Here is a 16,878-nt window from a genome sequence, read left to right as displayed (position 1 = left end):
CCTGCCACGCACGTCGCGCAGCAGAGATCAGTCAGCCGTTGCGACGTTGCATCACTGGCCTTTCATGGCCGCTGCCAGCTTGTCCACGTTGTAGCGAAACATCGTTACGTACGTCGCCGCCGGGCCGTCTGCGGGCGACAGCGATTCCACATACAGCTCGCCGCCCGGGTGCGCGCCGCTGGCTTTGGCGATCTGTTGCACCAGGCGCGGGTCGCCGGAGTTCTCGAAGAAGTAGGCGCTGACGTGCTCCTGCTTGATCTGATTGATCAGCTTGCCGACGTCAGCCGCCGAGGCCTCGGTTTCAGTGGAAAAGCCCAGCGGTGAGAGGAAGGTCACGCCGTAGGCATCGCCGAAATAGCCGAAGGCGTCGTGGGACGTCAGCACCTTGCGCTGTGCGACCGGGATGGTGCTGATCTGCGCGCGGGCGTAGGCGTCCATGTCCTGCAGTTGGGCGATGTATTTGTCACCGTTGGCTTGGTAATCGGCGGCATTTTCAGGGTCGGCTTTCTGCAGGGCCTTGATGATGTTTCTGACGTAAACAACGCCGTTTACCGCGCTGTTCCAGGCATGGGGGTCGGTGATCTTCTTGCCGTCTTCTTCCATGCTGCGGGTCATGATCCCGTCAGACAGCACGACGGGTTGGCCTTTGTAGCCGGAGGCGGTGATCAGCCGATCCAGCCAACCCTCCAGATGCAACCCGCTGACGAACACGACGTCGGCTTTTTTCAGTGCCTGGGCGTCATTGGGCGTGGGCTCGTAGACATGAGGGTCGCCATTGGGCCCGATGAGCGAGGTCACGTGCACGTGATCGCCACCGACGTTGTGCACCATATCGGCGATAACGGTGAACGAAGCGACAGTCTCCAGGGTTTTTGCCTGGGCGAAGTTGGCCAGGCCCGACAACGCCAGCGCGGCGGTCAGAAGCGTAAAACGTTTCATGGTGGTTTCCTTGCGGTAAGAGGACGATCAGCCGGACAGATGAACCCTCGGGAACAGTCGGCGTACAAAACCGCTGCGTCCAAAGAACAGTGAGAACCCGTAAAAGGCGCTGGCGGTGAGCACGATGGCCGGGCCCGACGCAACGCTGGCGTGGTAGGAAACGATCAGCCCGATGAAGCCTGAAAGCGTCGCCACTGCGGTCGAAACCACGATCATGCCGGTGAGCGAGCGAGCCCAGAATCGTGCGACCGTGGCGGGCAGCATCATCATGCCGACGGCCATCAACGTGCCCAACGCCTGAAACCCCGCCACCAGATTGAGCACCACCAGCAGCAGAAACAGCACGTGATACAGCGAACCTCGACCGCCCACTGCGCGCAGGAAACCCGGGTCGAAGCATTCGAGGATCAACGGGCGATAGATCAGCGCCAGCAGAATCAAGGTGAACGAGGCGATGCCGCCGACCATGAAAATCGCCTGATCGTCGATCGCCAGGATGGTGCCGAACAGCACATGAAGCAGGTCAACGTTGGAGCCGTGCAGGGAAACGATCAGCACGCCGGCAGCCAGCGACGTCAGGTAAAAGCTGGCGAAGCTGGCGTCTTCACGCAGTGTTGTGTAACGGCTCACCAACCCCGATAGCAACGCCACGGCGAGGCCTGCGATCAGGCCGCCAAAGCCCATCGCCGGGAGTGACAACCCGGCAAACAGAAAACCCACGGCGGCACCCGGCAAGACCGCGTGACTCATGGCGTCGCCCACCAGACTCATGCGGCGAAGCATCAGCAGCACGCCGACCGGGCCGGAGCCGATGCCCAGCGCCAGGCACGCCACCAAAGCGCGGCGCATGAAACCAAAATCGACAAAGGGCTGAATCAACAGGCTATAGAGCGTCACAGGGTTTGCTCCGCATCGGCGTCGCACGGCTGCGCGTCAGGGTTCCAGTGCTCGGCCATGTTCTTGGCGCGGCGCAGGTTGTCGTCGTTGAGGATGTCGGCGGTGTCGCCCCAGGCAATGATTTCCCGGGCCAGCAGCAGCGTGCTCGGGAAGTGCTGACGCACCTGCTCGATGTCATGCAGGACGGCGATGACGGTGCGCCCTTGGCCGTGCCAAGTGCGGATCAATTCCAGCAAGTCCCGCGTGGTGCGTGCATCGATGGCGGTGAAGGGCTCGTCGAGCAGAATCACCGAAGCGTCCTGTAATAACAGCCGGGCGAACAGCACGCGCTGAAACTGCCCCGACGACAGCGAGCTGATGCTGCGTTGCTCGAATCCCGCCAAACCCACGGCACCCAGCGCCTCCTTGGCCTGTTGAGCGTGCTTGCGCGTGGCGCCGCGGAACGCGCCGATGCTGCGCCATGCGCCCATCATCACGGTGTCGGCCACGCTGAGCGGAAAGCTGCGGTCGATCTCTGCGGCTTGGGGCAGATAACCGATGTGCCGCGTTGGCAACTGGTTGCGCTCGACGCGTCCGACCGCGGGTTTGAGCGTGCCGGCGATGGCTTTGATCAGCGTGGACTTACCGGCGCCGTTGGGGCCGACGATCGCCGTCAGGCTGCCCGCCGCGAATCGGCCGTTGGCGTGATGCACCGCTGGCCGGCGTTCGTAGGTCAGTGTCAGGTCGTGGAGGTCGATGGCAGCGCTCATGGAATCGCTACCGCCCAGGTAACGCCGATCCACAGCACGACCAGCACGGCGAGGGAAATCATCACGCGCTTGCTGGCCGATTGAGCCAGTGCGGACGTTGCAAGGGAGGGAGGAAGCCGGGGATCGCGTTTCACAACAAGGACTGCCTGAAATAATTTGTTATAGTATTACATCACCTTTAGCGTGATCTGCAAAGTGTGATTTGGGTGAAGTTCAGGGAGGCGACAGTTTCCATCGCCCTGGGGAGGGTGGCGTTTCCCCGGCACAAGAAACCCTGTAGTTTTCGATGACTTTTCTCGTTGCCAGGATGATTGCCATGACTGTTTCTCACCGGCGTCCGGTACCCCTCGCCAAATGCTACCGCTTGCTCAACCACGGTCCGACGGTCTTGATCAGCGCTGCCCACGACGGGCAACGCAACATCATGGCGGCAGCGTGGGCGATGCCGCTGGATTTCCAGCCGCCGAAAGTCACGGTTGTGCTGGATAAGTCCGTCTGGACGCGGCAGTTGCTCGAAGGCTCCGGGACGTTTGTAATCAACGTGCCGACCCTCAGCCAGATCGATATTGTTGAAACGGTTGGCTCGACCTCAGGGCTGGACATCTCCCATGAGCAAGGCCTGGATAAATTCAAAGCGTATGGACTGGAGACCTTCGCGGGCTCCCACGTTGAAGCGCCGTTGCTGGAAGGTTGCGCAGGCTGGCTGGAGTGCAGATTGATTCCCGAGCCACATAATCAGAGCGCCCACGACCTGTTCATCGGCGAAGTGGTTGCGGCGTGGGCGGATGAACGCGTGTTCTCCGAAGGGCACTGGCATTTCGAGGGGCATGATGCGCTGCGCACCCTTCACCATGTGGCGGGCGGGCATTTTCTGGTAATCGGTGATGGGGTGGACGGCAAGGTGTTGCAGCGATCCGCTGACTGACCCACGCTCGGCTTGGAAGCGCGCGCCCCGAATTGGAAGGCGCGCGGTGAAGCAGCTTCAGTGGCCGGCGTTGATGCCGCTCAGTCCTTTGACAGCTCGCCGTTGACCAGGCGCCAGGCCTTCAGCGGATTACTGGCTTTCAACGCAGGTGGCAGCAGCGAGTCCGGCACGTTCTGGTAACACACGGGACGCAGGAAACGATCAATGGCCGTTGCGCCCACCGAAGTGCTGCGGCTGTCGGAGGTTGCCGGGAACGGGCCGCCATGGACCATTGAATAGCTCACTTCGACGCCGGTCGGGAAGTCATTGAACAGAATCCGTCCCGCCTTGCGTTCCAGGATCGGCAGCAGCGACTGAGCGGTCGCTTCGTCGCCGTCGTCGAACTGCAACGTCACGGTCAGTTGCCCATCGAAGCTGGCAGCCACTTTCTGCAGATCGGCGACGTCGGAGCAGACGATCAGCAGCGCGCTTGGGCCGAAGTTCTCGTCCTCCAGCGCGGGGTTGGCGAGGAACGTGGCTGAGTCGGTGCGGAACAAGGCCGGGCGGGCCTGGAATGAACCGTCGGCCTCCTGACCTTCAGCCACCAGCGTCACGCCGGATGCGCTGTGCAGGTTATTCAGGCCGTTGCAGTAAGCGCCGTGGATGTTCGGCGTCAGCATGGTGGTCGGCAGCTTGTCAGACAGCGCCTTGGCCGAGGCCGACACGAATGTTTCCAGCGCGTCGCTTTCCAGTGCCAGCAGGATGCCCGGGTTGGTACAGAACTGCCCGGCGCCCATGACCAGCGACTCGACAAACCCCTTGGCGATGGTTTCGGCGCGGGCCAGCAAAGCAGCCGGCAGCAGGAACACCGGGTTGATGCTGCTCATCTCGGCATACACCGGGATCGGCACCGGACGGGCCTGGGCGGCCGCCACTAGCGCCAAACCCCCACGACGCGAGCCAGTGAAGCCCACTGCTTGAATCAAGGGATGACTGACCAGCGCCTGGCCGACAGCAATGTCCTTGTCGATCAGCAGTGAGAACACGCCTTCCGGCATGCCGGTGTCGCGCGCCGCTTTCTGGATCACGCGTCCCACCAGTTCGCTGGTGCCCAAGTGGGCCGGGTGCGCCTTGACGATGACCGGGCAACCGGCCGCCAACGCAGAAGCGGTATCGCCGCCGGCAACCGAGAAGGCAAGGGGGAAGTTGCTCGCACCGAACACCGCCACCGGACCAAGACCGATGCGCCGCAGACGCAGGTCGGCGCGCGGCAGTGGTTGGCGCTCCGGCATCGCAGTGTCGACCACGGCACCGTGCCAGCGTCCGTCACGCAGCAGACTGGCAAACAGTTTCAGCTGATTGACCGTGCGCATCCGCTCGCCTTCCAGGCGTGGCTTGGGCAGGCCGCTTTCGACATGAACGCGCTCGGTCAGCACATCGCCCAGATCCACAAGGCCTTGGGCGATGGCTTCAAGGAAGCTGGCGCGCTGGTCGTCACTCAGTTGCCGATAACGGTCGAATGACGCTTCGGCCAGTTCACACGCAGCGTTTACATCCTCCAGCGTGCTGGCACCAAACGACGGCGTCAGGGGTTCACCGGTGGCGGCGGCGAGGGCGAAAACTTCTCCGCCCTGACCTTGTACAGCGCGTTGTCCGATGATCGTTTCACCAAGAATCTGCATTGCTCAACACCTCTCGAGGGCGGCGACCGCCAGTGGGTACCGCTGTGGCCAGCCATTGAGGTTACATCATGGCGCTGCGATCGCCACCGGTGCGGGTGTTGAGCTTGCTGTTGAGCTTATGGACGCGCCTATGGCTGCAGCTTATTGCTGAACGGCGCTGAATCCCTCAAACGCAGTTTGCTGCTGGATCGCGCTGACAATGTTCTTGCGCGTGGCCGGCTGCTGGTTGCCGTCCTTGTCCACGAACACTTCGCTCTGCAGCTCGGCGTCATCGCCTTCACCGATGAACGAGAAGCCGAGGAATTCAAAGGCTTCGCGGTCCGCGTTGGCTTTCGAGCGCGGCGTGCGCAGGGGCAGGGTGACGCTGGCGCCGTCCTTGCTGATGACGAAAACTTCTGCTTCCTTCTTCGGCCGCGCCGCTTTGCTCTTGCCGCCGCTCGGGTTGCTGACCGCTTGATGCGTCTGATTGAGCACCTTCAACGCCAGGCTGTAGACGAGCTCCTGAAAACTCGGGTCGTCTTTATAGCTGGAGAGAATCCGGCTGATCGGAAACTTCGCGCTCAGGTCTTCGAGCGCGGCCATGTCGGCGGCTTCGGCGTCCTTGAGCTGCTTAAGCTGACCCATCAGCTCGTAGGCCTGGTCATCATCGAATCGGTCATGGGCGGCGCGTATGGCCAGGCGCAGGTCGCGAATCTGGTCGCTTTCCTTGGCGCTCTGGAATGCGTCCAGCACCATCTCGCTGATGGTTTTGGCCTGTGGCACATGTTGTGAAAGGTTGATGGCTTCTTCGTAGGCTTGCTTCGACGACACGGCGTTTGCCGCCGGATCGGTATGGGAATCAGACATTGAACATCCACTGCTTCGTTAACTGGGGTTGAGGCGCGAAAAGCTCGGGGCGTTTCGAGGGGCGTAATCTATTGGACGAGGGCGCCGTTGTCACGGATTGCCGTCTTCGCCCGGACCGCAGGGCGATTGGCGTTGGATGCGCGCAGACTACGGAATCAAAAAGCCCGGCAATTGCCGGGCTAGTCTTACACGCAGGTGCCACCTTTATGGTGTGAGCCCGTCCCGCCTGTTGGATGCGTCCCTTTCGGACACGCTGACGCGGAAAGTGAAACGATTGAAAGCAGAGCGACCAGTCCAGCGATAGCGATCTTTTTCATATTGCCTCCGTGCACTGCGAGATGCAGTACAGGGCTATCGGCGATTTGGGATCCCGCCTTAGGCACAGAACGCCAGAAACAACAAAGCCCGCACAAGGCGGGCTTTGTTGAGGTACTTGGTGGCTACACAGGGACTTGAACCCCGGACCCCAGCATTATGAATGCTATGCTCTAACCAACTGAGCTATGTAGCCAAGTGGCGCGCATTATTCGCTCAGATCACATATGTGTCAAGCGTCTCTTTGAAAAAATTTATCCACACGATCAATCGGTTAGCCTCCCGGCTCTTCTACCATTTTCTCATCCCTGCACGCTGGTGACAGTTTCACTCCTTGCGCTGAGTGCTTTCGCCCCACTTTCGCGCACTCAGCGTGCACTGTCCTCGATCTCGTGCCCGGTTTGATGGCCTCGTGCTATCGGTCCGGTTCTTGCTTATGCCTGCCGCAACGCTGCCGTTATAGAGCTAGGTGGCTGCGGATTTCGATAAGTCTGAGTGCGGCCCTCGTTCAAAAGATGGGCGGTTATCGTTTTTAAAACACAGACATGGCATTTTGCCTGTAAAAATGTAAGGCAGCGCAGCGATGATTATTCGTCGCGCAGCGTCTGTCGGTGAGGAGTGGTTGGCTATGCAGAGTCTTTTGTCGCCAGGCATCCGCCTGCTCGGACGTCTCGGGTTCGCGCGCAAGTTTCAGGTGCTCTTCTTTCTGTTCATCTTGCCGCTCGCGGGCAGTCTGTGGATGATCGGCCAGGATTACCGCAGCAAGCTGGAGGTGATTTCTCAGGAGCAAGCCGGTGTGCGCCAGCTCATGGCACTCGATGCGCTGGATGTGCAACTGACAGCACAGCGCAACCGCGCCGCGCGCTGGAAGGCTGCCGACATTCTTCGTGATCCGACGCCGGCCGCGAAGGCAGCCATGAACGCGCTGGATGCCGCCAACCCTGACCTGACCCGCACCCTGGCGTCCCTGGGCGATGAACTCAAGGCACAGAACGCCAGCGCGGACATCATGACGCGGTATCAAGCGCTGCAGGCCTCGGTCAAAGGCATGGATTCGGAATCTCTGCGCAGCGTCGGCTGGTGGCCGGACGGCTACGATCGTTTTACCTCTGCCCTTACGGCGCTGCAGAGTCTGCGTGAACAGATCGCCATGGACAGCGGCTTGATCCTTGATCCCTGGCTTGAAACCTACTTGCTGATGCAGATCGCCACGCAGCAGGCGCCCGACCTTGTCGAGCGAGTAGGGCGGATGGCGAGTATCGGCCAGTCGTCGATCGCATCAGGGCAGTTCTCGCTGCAGAGCCGTCTTCAGATGCGCGACCTGCGCAGTCGCATCGGTGACGCCCGTGATCAACTGGTCAAAGCCGTCAGCTCGCTGAAATCGAAAGCGTACCCGGGCATGGAGGTCTGGACGCGTCAGTATGAAGACAGTCTTCAGCGCCTTGATAACGAATTGAAAGTGCTCGACGACGGCGTGTTCGGCGGCAGCATCAAGCTCGACCCTGCTGCGTTCGAGCGCAGCGTCGACGGTGTCAGCGATGGATTGGCGGCCTTACGCAAGCAATCGCTCTCATCATTGACCAGCCGGCTCGATTATTACCATGAGCAGTCCACTCTGCAGTTCGTGCCGATCGCTGCGATTTTCAGCATTCTAGCGCTCGCGGCGCTGTATCTCTTCATGTGCCTCCAGGCATCGATCCAGCGCAGCGCCAAGGGCATAACGACCCTGGCCGAGTCGCTCCGTGACGGCAATCTGTGCGTCGAGGTCGCCGTTCAGGGGCGTGACGAACTCGCAGCCATCAGCACCGCCCTCAACGTAGCAGTGGTGCAACTGCGCACCAGTCTCTTGGGTGTCAACCACGAAACCCAGCAACTGGGCTCTGCGGTGCTGACCCTCAACGCGCAGTCCGGCAGCACGCTCAACGAAGTGGAAGATCAACAACAGCAGATCAGCCAGATCGCCGCTGCGGCCACCGAGCTGGCCGCGACGTCCATGGGGGTTGCCCGCAGTTGCGAAGCCGCATCCGGCAGCGCCCAGGCCACCCGACGCATCGCCGAAGACAGCAGCCGCGACAGTCAGCGCACCACGGCGAGTATCCAGCAACTGAACCAGAAGTTGACCGACACTGCTAATGCGTTGAGCAAGGTCAGCGAGCAGGGGCAGCAGATCCAGTCCGTGGTGGACACCATTCGCGGCATCGCCGAACAGACCAACCTGCTGGCGCTCAATGCTGCCATTGAAGCGGCGCGTGCGGGCGAGCAAGGCCGTGGCTTCGCCGTGGTCGCTGACGAGGTGCGCAGTTTGTCCCAGCGGACACAGGCTTCCACCGCGCAAATTGCCGGGACCGTGGACAGCCTGCGGTCGACCGTCAGCCAGGCCGTTAGCCTGATGGAGGCGGCGTGTGGTCAGGCGGTGAGTGACGCGCAGTCGGTGACCGGCTTGGGCGAGCGGCTGGAAGAGATCGCCAGCGCGGTGCAAATCGTCACTGACACGCTGGCGCAGATCGCTACCGCAGTCGAAGAGCAGGCCGCGACGGCGGACGAGGTTAGCGGCAATATTCAGCAGGTGGATCAGGCCGCTGGCCGCTTGCTTGACGGTGCGCGTGCGGTAAATCATGCCGCAGACACCCTGACCAAAGGCAGCCGGGCCTTGAGCGACAACACCGCGAGATTCCGGTTGGGGTAAGCCGCGCAGGCGAAGCGTGAGGGTGATCGGCCTGCGATTGCATGCGCGCCATCATGCCGCACCCTGCGCCGTGGGTTGAAAGAAGAACGGCTGGCGACGTATAAGATTCGTCGCCTTCTCATCGTCTTCTGATACCCATCGCCGTAGGGGATTTCTCCATGACCGACAGCAGTGCCGCAGGTGCGGCGGTTTATTCGCCCCTGACGTTAGCGTTGTACGACGCCTGGGTGTTGGGCATTTCCAATCGGTATGCCTGGCGCTGCCCAACCGATGAGGTGCTTTTGCCGTTCTTCCGCGCCAATGTGCGTGCCCACCATCTGGATATCGGCGTCGGCACGGGTTATTACCTGGCGAAAGCGAAGCTGCCGCCGAACACCCGCATCACCCTCATGGACCTCAATCCAAGCAGCCTCTCCGCCGCTAAAAGCAGGATCGGCCGGCCAGACACGCACACCCTTCAGCATGACGTAATGACGCCGATCCCAGGCAACGAACGCTTCGACTCGATATCGCTGTTTTACCTGCTGCACTGCCTGCCAGGCCCGACGGATGCCAAGGCGGCGATCTTCGCTCAGCTCAAGCACAACCTGAACCCGGACGGCGTTTTGTTTGGCGCAACGATTCTAGGGGACGAGGCGGGGCACAACGGCTTCGGTCGCAAGCTGATGGCGGTCTACAACAAGAAAGGCATTTTCGGAAATAGCGGGGACACTCAGGCCGGCTTCGAAGTGCATTTGCGGACGCACTTTCGCGAGGTCACGCTGAAGCGCGAAGGCGTGGTGCTGCTGTTTCGCGTAGCGCAGCCGATTGTCTGAGTTGCACTAAAACCACAAAGCCCGCGGATCACTGAGTGATACGCGGGCTTTGACGTTCAACGAGGTTCGTGGAGGTCCACGAGGGCGTTAGACGTTGAAACGGAAGTGCAGAACGTCGCCGTCCTTGACGATGTAATCCTTACCTTCCAGACGCCATTTGCCCGCTTCCTTGGCACCGGCTTCACCCTTGTACTGGATGAAGTCGTTGTAGGCGACGCACTCGGCGCGGATGAAGCCTTTTTCGAAGTCGGTGTGGATCACGCCGGCAGCCTGTGGCGCTGTGGCGCCGACACGGACTGTCCATGCACGCACTTCTTCGACGCCGGCAGTGAAGTAGGTCTGCAGGTGCAGCATTTCGTATCCGGCACGGATCACGCGGTTCAGACCAGGTTCTTCAAGGCCCAGAGCCTCCAGGAACATGTCCTTTTCTTCGCCGTCGTCGAGTTCGGCGATTTCCGCTTCGATCTTGTTGCAGACCGGCACCAGCATGGCGCCTTCTTCTTCGGCGATCGCGCGAACCACGTCAAGGTGCGGGTTGTTCTCGAAACCGTCTTCAGCGACGTTGGCGATGTACATGACCGGTTTGGTGGTCAGCAGATGGAAGCCCTTGATGACGGCTTTCTCATCGGCGCTCATGCTCTTCATCAGGCTGCGCGCGGGTTTGCCCAGCGTGAAGTGAGCGATGAGTTGCTCCAGCAGGCCTTTCTGGACCACTGCGTCCTTGTCGCCGCCCTTGGCATTGCGCGTGACTTTCTGCAGTTGCTTCTCGCAGCTGTCGAGGTCAGCAAAAATCAGTTCCAGGTCGATGATCTCGATGTCGCGCTTCGGGTCGACGCTGTTGGAGACGTGAATCACGTTCTCGTCTTCGAAGCAGCGCACCACGTGAGCAATGGCGTCTGTCTCGCGGATATTGGCGAGGAACTTGTTGCCCAGGCCTTCACCTTTGGATGCACCGGCTACCAGCCCGGCGATGTCGACGAACTCCATGGTGGTCGGCAGGATGCGCTTCGGGTTGACGATGTCGGCCAGGGCCTGCAGGCGCGGGTCCGGCATGGGCACGATGCCTGTGTTCGGTTCGATGGTGCAGAAGGGAAAGTTCTCCGCCGCGATACCGGATTTGGTCAGGGCGTTGAACAGGGTGGACTTGCCGACGTTGGGCAGGCCGACGATGCCGCAGTTGAATCCCATGGTGTTTCCCCTCGAGTGATGTCAGGCCTTCTGGCTGTGCAGGACGCGCATCGCCTTGACGAAGTCGCCAGCGAGTACATCCGGCAGCACGCCGAGGGCAAAGTCGATGCTGGCATCCAGTTTTTCCTGCTCGGCGCGTGGCGCTCGACCCAGGACGAAGTTGGACACCAGACTGGCGTCGCCCGGGTGGCCGATGCCAAGCCGCAGGCGGTGGAAGCCGTTCTGGTTGCCGAGCTGCGCAATAATGTCGCGCAACCCGTTATGCCCGCCGTGCCCGCCACCCAGTTTGAGTTTGGCGACGCCCGGAGGCAGGTCGAGTTCGTCGTGGGCCACCAGAATGGCTTGCGGAGGAATCCGGAAGAAACCCGCCAGAGCTGCCACGGACTGGCCGCTGCGGTTCATGTAGGTGGTGGGGATCAGCAGACGAACGTCTTGGCCCTGATGACTGAATTTAGCCGTCAGGCCGAAATACTTGCGGTCAGCGGTCAGATTGACACGCTGTGCGCTGGCAATGCGCTCAACGAAAAGAGCCCCTGCGTTATGCCGGGTCTGTTCGTATTCGGGGCCTGGATTTCCCAGGCCGACGATCAGTTGGATGGCGGTCACGTCAGGGGCTCTTCCTTGGGTCGAGTGTGATGATGGCGAGCATCATCACGGGTTCAACCGGCTAGCGAGTAATAATTACTCTGCTTCGCCTTCTGCGGTGCCTTCTTCTTCGTCCTGGACGATGCGAGGAGCGTGGACGTTAGCGATGTCCAGGTCCTTGCCGTGCGCCAGAGCAACGAATTCAACACCTTTAGGTGCTTTAACGTCGGACAGGTGAACGTTGTCGCCGATTTCCAGAGCGCCCAGGTCAACTTCGATGAACTCAGGCAGGTCTTTCGGCAGGCAGGTCACTTCCAGCTCGGTGGTGGTGTGCGAGATCTCGCCGCCTTTCTTGACCGGTGCTTCTTCGTTGATGAAGTGCACTGGAACGATAGCGGTCAGTTTCTGGCCAGCCACGACGCGGATGAAGTCAGCGTGCATGATGAACTGCTTGGCAGGGTGACGCTGCATCGCTTTAACGATGACGTTCTGCTTGGCGCCAGCAATGTTCAGCTCGATAACGTGGCTGTAAGCAGCTTCGTTTTCGAACATTTTTGCCAGTTCTTTGGCTTCGATGGTGATCGAAGTTGCTTCCTGGCCACCACCGTAAACAACGGCTGGGACGGAGGCGGCGAGACGACGCAGGCGGCGGCTCGCACCTTTCCCCAGGTCAGTACGCGCTTGGGCGTTCAGAGTAAATTCGTTCATTTTGCATCTCCAATATAGCCATGACCGAGCGGCGTTTGCGACCAGCGCCAGACACGGTATGGGCAAAAAAGCCCCGCCCCGGCATTGAGTGTCGGGGCGGGGCGCTTTTCGTCAACGGATGGTTCGGCAGGGCAGGGCCCTTATCGGAACATCGCGCTGATCGATTCTTCATTGCTGATGCGACGCATCGCCTCAGCGACTACCGGTGCGATATCCAGTTGACGGATACGGTCACAGGCCTGTGCTGCAGCGGACAACGGGATGGTGTTCGTCACCACCAGTTCGTCCAGCACGGAATTTTCGATGTTCTCGATTGCACGGCCCGACAGAACAGGGTGTGTGCAATACGCGAAAACCTTGGCAGCGCCGTGTTCTTTCAGCGCCTTGGCCGCGTGGCACAAGGTGCCGGCGGTATCGACCATGTCGTCGACGAGAATACAGGTACGGCCTTCGACATCACCGATGATGTGCATCACTTCGGAGTGGTTGGCCTTCTCGCGGCGCTTGTCGATGATGCCCAGATCGACGCCCAGGGACTTGGCAACAGCACGTGCACGCACGACGCCGCCGATATCCGGGGAGACAATCATCAGGTTTTCGAAGCGTTGGTCTTCGATGTCATCCACCAGAACCGGGGAGCCGTAGATGTTATCTACCGGAATATCGAAGAAGCCTTGAATCTGGTCGGCGTGCAGGTCGACAGTCAGCACACGGTCGATACCGACGACGGTGAGCATGTCCGCGACCACTTTAGCGCTGATAGCCACACGGGCGGAACGCGGACGGCGATCCTGGCGGGCATAACCAAAGTAAGGGATTACAGCTGTGATACGAGTGGCCGAGGAGCGACGGAAGGCGTCAGCCATCACGACGAGTTCCATCAGGTTATCGTTGGTCGGAGCGCAGGTCGGCTGGATAATGAAGACGTCTTTACCGCGAACGTTTTCATTGATCTCAGCGGTAATCTCACCGTCGGAAAACTTTCCAACAGAGATGTCACCGAGAGGGATATGCAGCTGACGTACGACACGCCGAGCCAGATCGGGGTTGGCGTTCCCCGTAAAGACCATCATCTTGGACACGCGCAGTACCTGGAGGCTTAGGGTATGCCTGGATGACTATAGGAAAATGGCAGGGGCGGCTGGATTCGAACCAACGCATGGCAGGATCAAAACCTGCTGCCTTACCGCTTGGCGACGCCCCTGTATCTGTTGCACGAGTGCCTGGCACTCGGTTCCTTTTAGAGCAGCGTTTGTAACTTCCGGTGCAACATCGAGATGTTTGCGCCTTTTGCTACAAACCCCGTAAGGGTCTCTGTAAGAAGGGCCGAGACTTTATCAGCTTCAGCTTTGCTTGGGAAGGCCCCAAACACACAACTTCCAGTTCCGGTTAATTTTGCTTCGGTAAATTTACCTAACAAATTCAAAGCGTTACCAACTTCTGGATACCGCCTCGTTACAACCGGTAAGCAGTCGTTTCGACTGTTTCCCTTGGGAACGGGGCGCACTTTAATGGGCGGAGTGTCACGTGTCAACAGCGGATCTGAAAAAATTTCTGCTGTACTTACAGATACTTGCGGCACCAGCACCAGATACCAAGGTTCTTCGGGGGTTACGGGGGTCAGTATCTCGCCGATGCCCTCCGCAAAAGCGGCATGTCCACGCACGAAAACCGGCACGTCTGCCCCAAGCTTGAGGCCCAGCGCCGCTAGCCGATCTTCATCCCAGCCAAGCTGCCAGAGATGATTCAGGCCGAGCAATGTCGTTGCCGCATCGGAGCTTCCGCCGCCAATGCCGCCACCCATGGGCAGGACTTTTTTCAGCCAGATATCAACGCCAAGCGAGCAACCGGATTGCTCTTTGAGGGCGCGAGCCGCTCTGACGATCAGATTACTGTCGTGGGGGACGTCGGCGATTTCCGTCTGAAGGCGCACCTCTCCATCATTCCGAAGCGCGAAACTGAGCTCGTCGCCGTAATCGAGAAACTGAAACAGCGTCTGCAGTTCGTGATAACCGTCAGCGCGGCGCCCGGTGATGTGCAGCATCAGATTCAGTTTGGCTGGGGCGGGCAGTGTCAGTCGTGGTTGCGACATGCTCATCGCCCCAGTTTGCGTGGTTGCCAGTCCTTGATGACCAGCGTGACGTCCAGGTCCTGCCCGTGCAGCTTCATGCGTTCAGGCAACCAGAAACCGTTCTGCTGGGTGTAGCTCAGGTATTCGATCTGCCAGCCATCCTGCGCCAGGCTGGACAAGCGACTGTCACCGTCGAGCGTCAGGCTGCTTTTACTGTCCGGGGCGGGCAAGCCGCGCACCCACCAGACCAGATGGGACACCGGCAGTTTCCAGCCCAATTGGTCCTTGAGCAGGGTTTCCGGATCCGGCGCGTCGTAGCGGCCCTGATTGGCCACTTCCAGTGAGACTGCGCCAGGGCGACCGGTCAAGCGGGCAGCACCGCGGCCCAGCGGGCCGGACAAGCGAATGTCGTAGTAATCCTGGCGTTGCAGCCAGAACAGCGTGCCGCTGCCGGAATCCTTTGGTGCGCGGATGCCAACCTTGCCGTTGATCTGCCAGCCATCAAGGCTGCTGAGTTGTTCCTTGTTCGCACGCCATTGATTGGCGTCGCCCTTGCCTTGTACGGCTTCTCGGGAGGACATGCCGGCACAGCCAGCGAGCAGGGCGATCAGACTGAATACGAGTACGTGGCGCAATTGCATAAATTCAAAGAGTCTCGGCGCCGGTCAGGCGTTTGATGGTGCTGCGCAGGACCGGGCTGTCAGGTTGTTGTTCAAGGGCCTTGGCCCACACTTTGCGGGCTTCACGCTGCTCGCCTTTGGCCCAGAGGACTTCGCCCAGGTGCGCAGCGACTTCGTGGTCCGGAAAACGCTCCAGCGCCTGGCGCAGCAGACGTTCGGCCTCATCCAGATTGCCCAGGCGGTAATTGACCCAGCCGAGGCTGTCGAGCACCGCCGGGTCTTCCGGATTGATCTTGTGCGCGCGCTCGATCAGTTCCTTGGCTTCGGCGTAGCGCGTCGTACGATCCGAGAGCGTGTAGCCCAGCGCGTTCAGCGCCATGGCGTTATCCGGCTCGCGTTTGAGAATCGCCCGAAGGTCGCTCTCCATCTGTTTCAGATCGTTGCGCTTCTCCGCCAGCATCGAGCGGGTGTAAAGCAGATTCAGATCGTCCGGATACTGCTTGAGCGCCTGGCTCAATACTTGCCAGGCGCGATCACTCTGGTTGTTGTTGGCCAGGGTCTCGGCTTCGACCAGAAACAGCTGAATGGCGTAGTCGGGTTGGTCGGCGCGGGCCTGAGCCAGCCGCTTCGAGGCTTCGGCGCTGTTGCCGTTGCTCATGAGGATATCGGCCTGACGCAGTTGCGCAGGCAGGAAGTCATTGCCGGGGCCCACCTGAGCATATTCGGCCAGCGCCGTCTGTGGGTCGCTGCGCTCTTCGTAGATGCGACCGAGGTTGACGTGGGCCGAGTCGACGTGACTGCCGCGGGCGACGAGGTCTTCGAGGTAACCCTGCGCTTCGTCCCATGCCTTGTTTTCCAGGCACACGAGGGCAAGGGAATAGCGCAACTCGTCGTCATCCGGGTACTGCTGAACCAGGCTGGAGAACTGCACTTTGGCGTCTTCCATGCGGTTCTGTTCCACCAGCATGCGCGCATAAGTCAGGCGCAGACGCTTGTCGTCCGGGTATTTCTTGATGCTTTTTTCCAGCAGCGGGATCGCTTCCTTGCCGCGGTCCATGCTTTGCAGCAAGCGAGCGCGCAGCAGGATCGGCGCCACTTCGCCTTCGCCCGGCGGGTTGTCTTCGAGCAGTTTCAGGGAGGCGGCACTGTCGCCTTCCTGCTGAAGGAGCAACGCCTTGCCGAAGATCAGCTGGCCGTTTTTCGGGTACTTCATCAGCAGGCGATCAAAGCTGGTGATCAGCCCTTTGCGCGTATTGGAATCGGTTTCCGACGCCGACAGCGCGAGAAAATCAAAATGCGTGTCGCCCTGGCCCTGAAGGACCTTCTCCATATAGCGCATGGAGTCGTCGTAGCGCCCGGCCCGCGCCAGCTGGATCGCTGCCGCGCGCTGTGCCTCGAGATTGCTCGGATCGTTTTTCGCCCAGATCATCGATGTGTCGAGGGCGGCCTGATCGGCGCCCAGATACTCGGCGATGCGGAAGGCACGCTCGGAAATCCCTGGATCCTGGGTCTGAATCGCCTGGGTCACATAGTTGTCCAGCGCGATGTCGAAACGGTTGCGCTGGCCGGCAAGTTCGGCTGTCAGCAGGCTGACGACGGTTTCCTGGGTAAACGAGCTGTACACCTGAGGTTTGGCATCGGGTGCGGGCGGCGCTTCTTTCGCCGGAGCGGAGGGCTCCGTAGAAACGGAAGCCGTAGACTGGCAGCCACTCAGAGCGACGAGGGCAAGGAACAGCGCGGAGGATTTATTCATATAGAAGAGGGGCGGCTTACCTGCGGTTTGGAAGCATCATGACACAAGGCCGGGAGCAAACCCACAGCCCGCGCGAAATCTGGATACGCTCAATCTATAGCCTGCGCGCGGACATTTTGT

Annotated in this window: 16 protein-coding genes and 2 tRNA genes; 3 read left to right on the top strand and 15 right to left on the bottom strand. The window is 60.4% G+C overall.

Translation table 11 applies throughout. The features are described 5' to 3' along the window. Positions 1–51: 51 nt before the first annotated feature. The 4 genes from QWI18_RS07730 to QWI18_RS07715 are packed head-to-tail and all read right to left on the bottom strand — an operon-like array spanning position 52 to position 2,719. Positions 52–939: a metal ABC transporter substrate-binding protein gene (locus QWI18_RS07730; protein WP_369318552.1), complete on the bottom strand. Its 888-nt coding sequence runs from the start codon at positions 937–939 to the stop codon at positions 52–54. A 27-nt stretch (positions 940–966) separates the two neighbouring features. Beyond that, positions 967–1,836, bottom strand: a complete 870-nt coding sequence (locus QWI18_RS07725) for a metal ABC transporter permease (protein ID WP_065991769.1) — start codon at positions 1,834–1,836, stop codon at positions 967–969. Beyond that, entirely contained in the window at positions 1,833–2,585 is a 753-nt protein-coding gene (aztA, locus tag QWI18_RS07720) for a zinc ABC transporter ATP-binding protein AztA (protein WP_369318551.1), read from the bottom strand. The genes QWI18_RS07725 and aztA overlap by 4 nt, the downstream gene beginning before the upstream one ends. Beyond that, entirely contained in the window at positions 2,582–2,719 is a 138-nt protein-coding gene (locus tag QWI18_RS07715; protein ID WP_167355827.1) for a hypothetical protein, read from the bottom strand. The genes aztA and QWI18_RS07715 overlap by 4 nt, the downstream gene beginning before the upstream one ends. A gap of 182 nt (positions 2,720–2,901) precedes the next feature. Between QWI18_RS07715 and QWI18_RS07710 the strand changes: the two genes are divergently transcribed. Further along, a complete protein-coding gene (locus QWI18_RS07710) occupies positions 2,902–3,510 on the top strand; it encodes a flavin reductase family protein (RefSeq protein WP_065991771.1) in 609 nt (202 codons plus the stop codon). A gap of 80 nt (positions 3,511–3,590) precedes the next feature. Here the strand turns inward: QWI18_RS07710 and QWI18_RS07705 are convergent, their stop codons facing one another. The 3 genes from QWI18_RS07705 to QWI18_RS07695 form a co-directional block, all read right to left on the bottom strand. Then, positions 3,591–5,171, bottom strand: coding sequence for an aldehyde dehydrogenase (NADP(+)) (locus QWI18_RS07705; RefSeq protein WP_369318550.1), 1,581 nt, complete (start codon positions 5,169–5,171; stop codon positions 3,591–3,593). A gap of 141 nt (positions 5,172–5,312) precedes the next feature. Continuing rightward, positions 5,313–6,017 carry a hypothetical protein gene (locus tag QWI18_RS07700; protein WP_369318549.1) on the bottom strand — a complete coding sequence of 235 codons (705 nt, stop codon included), beginning with the start codon at positions 6,015–6,017 and terminating at the stop codon, positions 5,313–5,315. A 434-nt stretch (positions 6,018–6,451) separates the two neighbouring features. Then, a tRNA-Met gene (locus tag QWI18_RS07695) sits at positions 6,452–6,528 on the bottom strand. 432 nt (positions 6,529–6,960) lie between these two features. Between QWI18_RS07695 and QWI18_RS07690 the strand changes: the two genes are divergently transcribed. Together QWI18_RS07690 and QWI18_RS07685 are read left to right on the top strand one after the other, a co-directional pair. Further along, positions 6,961–9,018 carry a methyl-accepting chemotaxis protein gene (locus QWI18_RS07690; protein WP_369318548.1) on the top strand — a complete coding sequence of 686 codons (2,058 nt, stop codon included), beginning with the start codon at positions 6,961–6,963 and terminating at the stop codon, positions 9,016–9,018. A gap of 158 nt (positions 9,019–9,176) precedes the next feature. Continuing rightward, complete coding sequence (locus QWI18_RS07685) at positions 9,177–9,833, top strand: bifunctional 2-polyprenyl-6-hydroxyphenol methylase/3-demethylubiquinol 3-O-methyltransferase UbiG (RefSeq protein WP_192132531.1); 657 nt, start codon at positions 9,177–9,179, stop codon at positions 9,831–9,833. A gap of 87 nt (positions 9,834–9,920) precedes the next feature. Here the strand turns inward: QWI18_RS07685 and ychF are convergent, their stop codons facing one another. The 8 genes from ychF to QWI18_RS07645 all read right to left on the bottom strand — a co-directional run bounded on the left by ychF (position 9,921) and on the right by QWI18_RS07645 (position 16,758). Beyond that, positions 9,921–11,021 (bottom strand): redox-regulated ATPase YchF, encoded by a 1,101-nt coding sequence (ychF, locus tag QWI18_RS07680; protein ID WP_065991776.1) that lies wholly within the window; start codon positions 11,019–11,021, stop codon positions 9,921–9,923. 21 nt (positions 11,022–11,042) lie between these two features. Further along, positions 11,043–11,627 (bottom strand): aminoacyl-tRNA hydrolase, encoded by a 585-nt coding sequence (gene pth / locus QWI18_RS07675; protein WP_369318547.1) that lies wholly within the window; start codon positions 11,625–11,627, stop codon positions 11,043–11,045. Between the two features lie 75 nt (positions 11,628–11,702). Next, a complete protein-coding gene (locus tag QWI18_RS07670; RefSeq protein WP_065991778.1) occupies positions 11,703–12,314 on the bottom strand; it encodes a 50S ribosomal protein L25/general stress protein Ctc in 612 nt (203 codons plus the stop codon). Positions 12,315–12,454: 140 nt separating this feature from the next. Next, entirely contained in the window at positions 12,455–13,396 is a 942-nt protein-coding gene (locus QWI18_RS07665; RefSeq protein WP_037018241.1) for a ribose-phosphate pyrophosphokinase, read from the bottom strand. A gap of 47 nt (positions 13,397–13,443) precedes the next feature. Continuing rightward, positions 13,444–13,518 (bottom strand) — tRNA-Gln (locus QWI18_RS07660). A 36-nt stretch (positions 13,519–13,554) separates the two neighbouring features. Further along, positions 13,555–14,406: a 4-(cytidine 5'-diphospho)-2-C-methyl-D-erythritol kinase gene (gene ispE, locus QWI18_RS07655; protein ID WP_192132533.1), complete on the bottom strand. Its 852-nt coding sequence runs from the start codon at positions 14,404–14,406 to the stop codon at positions 13,555–13,557. A 2-nt stretch (positions 14,407–14,408) separates the two neighbouring features. Further along, positions 14,409–15,026 carry a lipoprotein insertase outer membrane protein LolB gene (gene lolB / locus QWI18_RS07650; RefSeq protein WP_192132535.1) on the bottom strand — a complete coding sequence of 206 codons (618 nt, stop codon included), beginning with the start codon at positions 15,024–15,026 and terminating at the stop codon, positions 14,409–14,411. A gap of 4 nt (positions 15,027–15,030) precedes the next feature. Continuing rightward, positions 15,031–16,758, bottom strand: coding sequence for a tetratricopeptide repeat protein (locus QWI18_RS07645; RefSeq protein ID WP_369318546.1), 1,728 nt, complete (start codon positions 16,756–16,758; stop codon positions 15,031–15,033). Positions 16,759–16,878: the final 120 nt, after the last annotated feature.

The sequence above is a fragment of the Pseudomonas sp. W2Oct36 genome (genome assembly GCF_041060465.1).
Classification (GTDB): domain Bacteria; phylum Pseudomonadota; class Gammaproteobacteria; order Pseudomonadales; family Pseudomonadaceae; genus Aquipseudomonas; species Aquipseudomonas graminis_B.
This window is presented reverse-complemented; position numbering and strand designations above follow the sequence as displayed.

What these genes read in the sequence shown, in the direction of transcription:
- lolB (WP_192132535.1), bottom strand. Translation starts at nt 15,026, where the DNA reads ATGCAATTGCGCCACGTACTCGTATTCAGTCTGATCGCCCTGCTCGCT.
- ispE (WP_192132533.1), bottom strand. Translation starts at nt 14,406, where the DNA reads ATGTCGCAACCACGACTGACACTGCCCGCCCCAGCCAAACTGAATCTG.
- QWI18_RS07645 (WP_369318546.1), bottom strand. Translation starts at nt 16,758, where the DNA reads ATGAATAAATCCTCCGCGCTGTTCCTTGCCCTCGTCGCTCTGAGTGGC.
- ychF (WP_065991776.1), bottom strand. Translation starts at nt 11,021, where the DNA reads ATGGGATTCAACTGCGGCATCGTCGGCCTGCCCAACGTCGGCAAGTCC.
- QWI18_RS07710 (WP_065991771.1), top strand. Translation starts at nt 2,902, where the DNA reads ATGACTGTTTCTCACCGGCGTCCGGTACCCCTCGCCAAATGCTACCGC.
- aztA (WP_369318551.1), bottom strand. Translation starts at nt 2,585, where the DNA reads ATGAGCGCTGCCATCGACCTCCACGACCTGACACTGACCTACGAACGC.
- QWI18_RS07700 (WP_369318549.1), bottom strand. Translation starts at nt 6,017, where the DNA reads ATGTCTGATTCCCATACCGATCCGGCGGCAAACGCCGTGTCGTCGAAG.
- QWI18_RS07685 (WP_192132531.1), top strand. Translation starts at nt 9,177, where the DNA reads ATGACCGACAGCAGTGCCGCAGGTGCGGCGGTTTATTCGCCCCTGACG.
- QWI18_RS07705 (WP_369318550.1), bottom strand. Translation starts at nt 5,171, where the DNA reads ATGCAGATTCTTGGTGAAACGATCATCGGACAACGCGCTGTACAAGGT.
- QWI18_RS07690 (WP_369318548.1), top strand. Translation starts at nt 6,961, where the DNA reads ATGCAGAGTCTTTTGTCGCCAGGCATCCGCCTGCTCGGACGTCTCGGG.
- QWI18_RS07730 (WP_369318552.1), bottom strand. Translation starts at nt 939, where the DNA reads ATGAAACGTTTTACGCTTCTGACCGCCGCGCTGGCGTTGTCGGGCCTG.
- QWI18_RS07670 (WP_065991778.1), bottom strand. Translation starts at nt 12,314, where the DNA reads ATGAACGAATTTACTCTGAACGCCCAAGCGCGTACTGACCTGGGGAAA.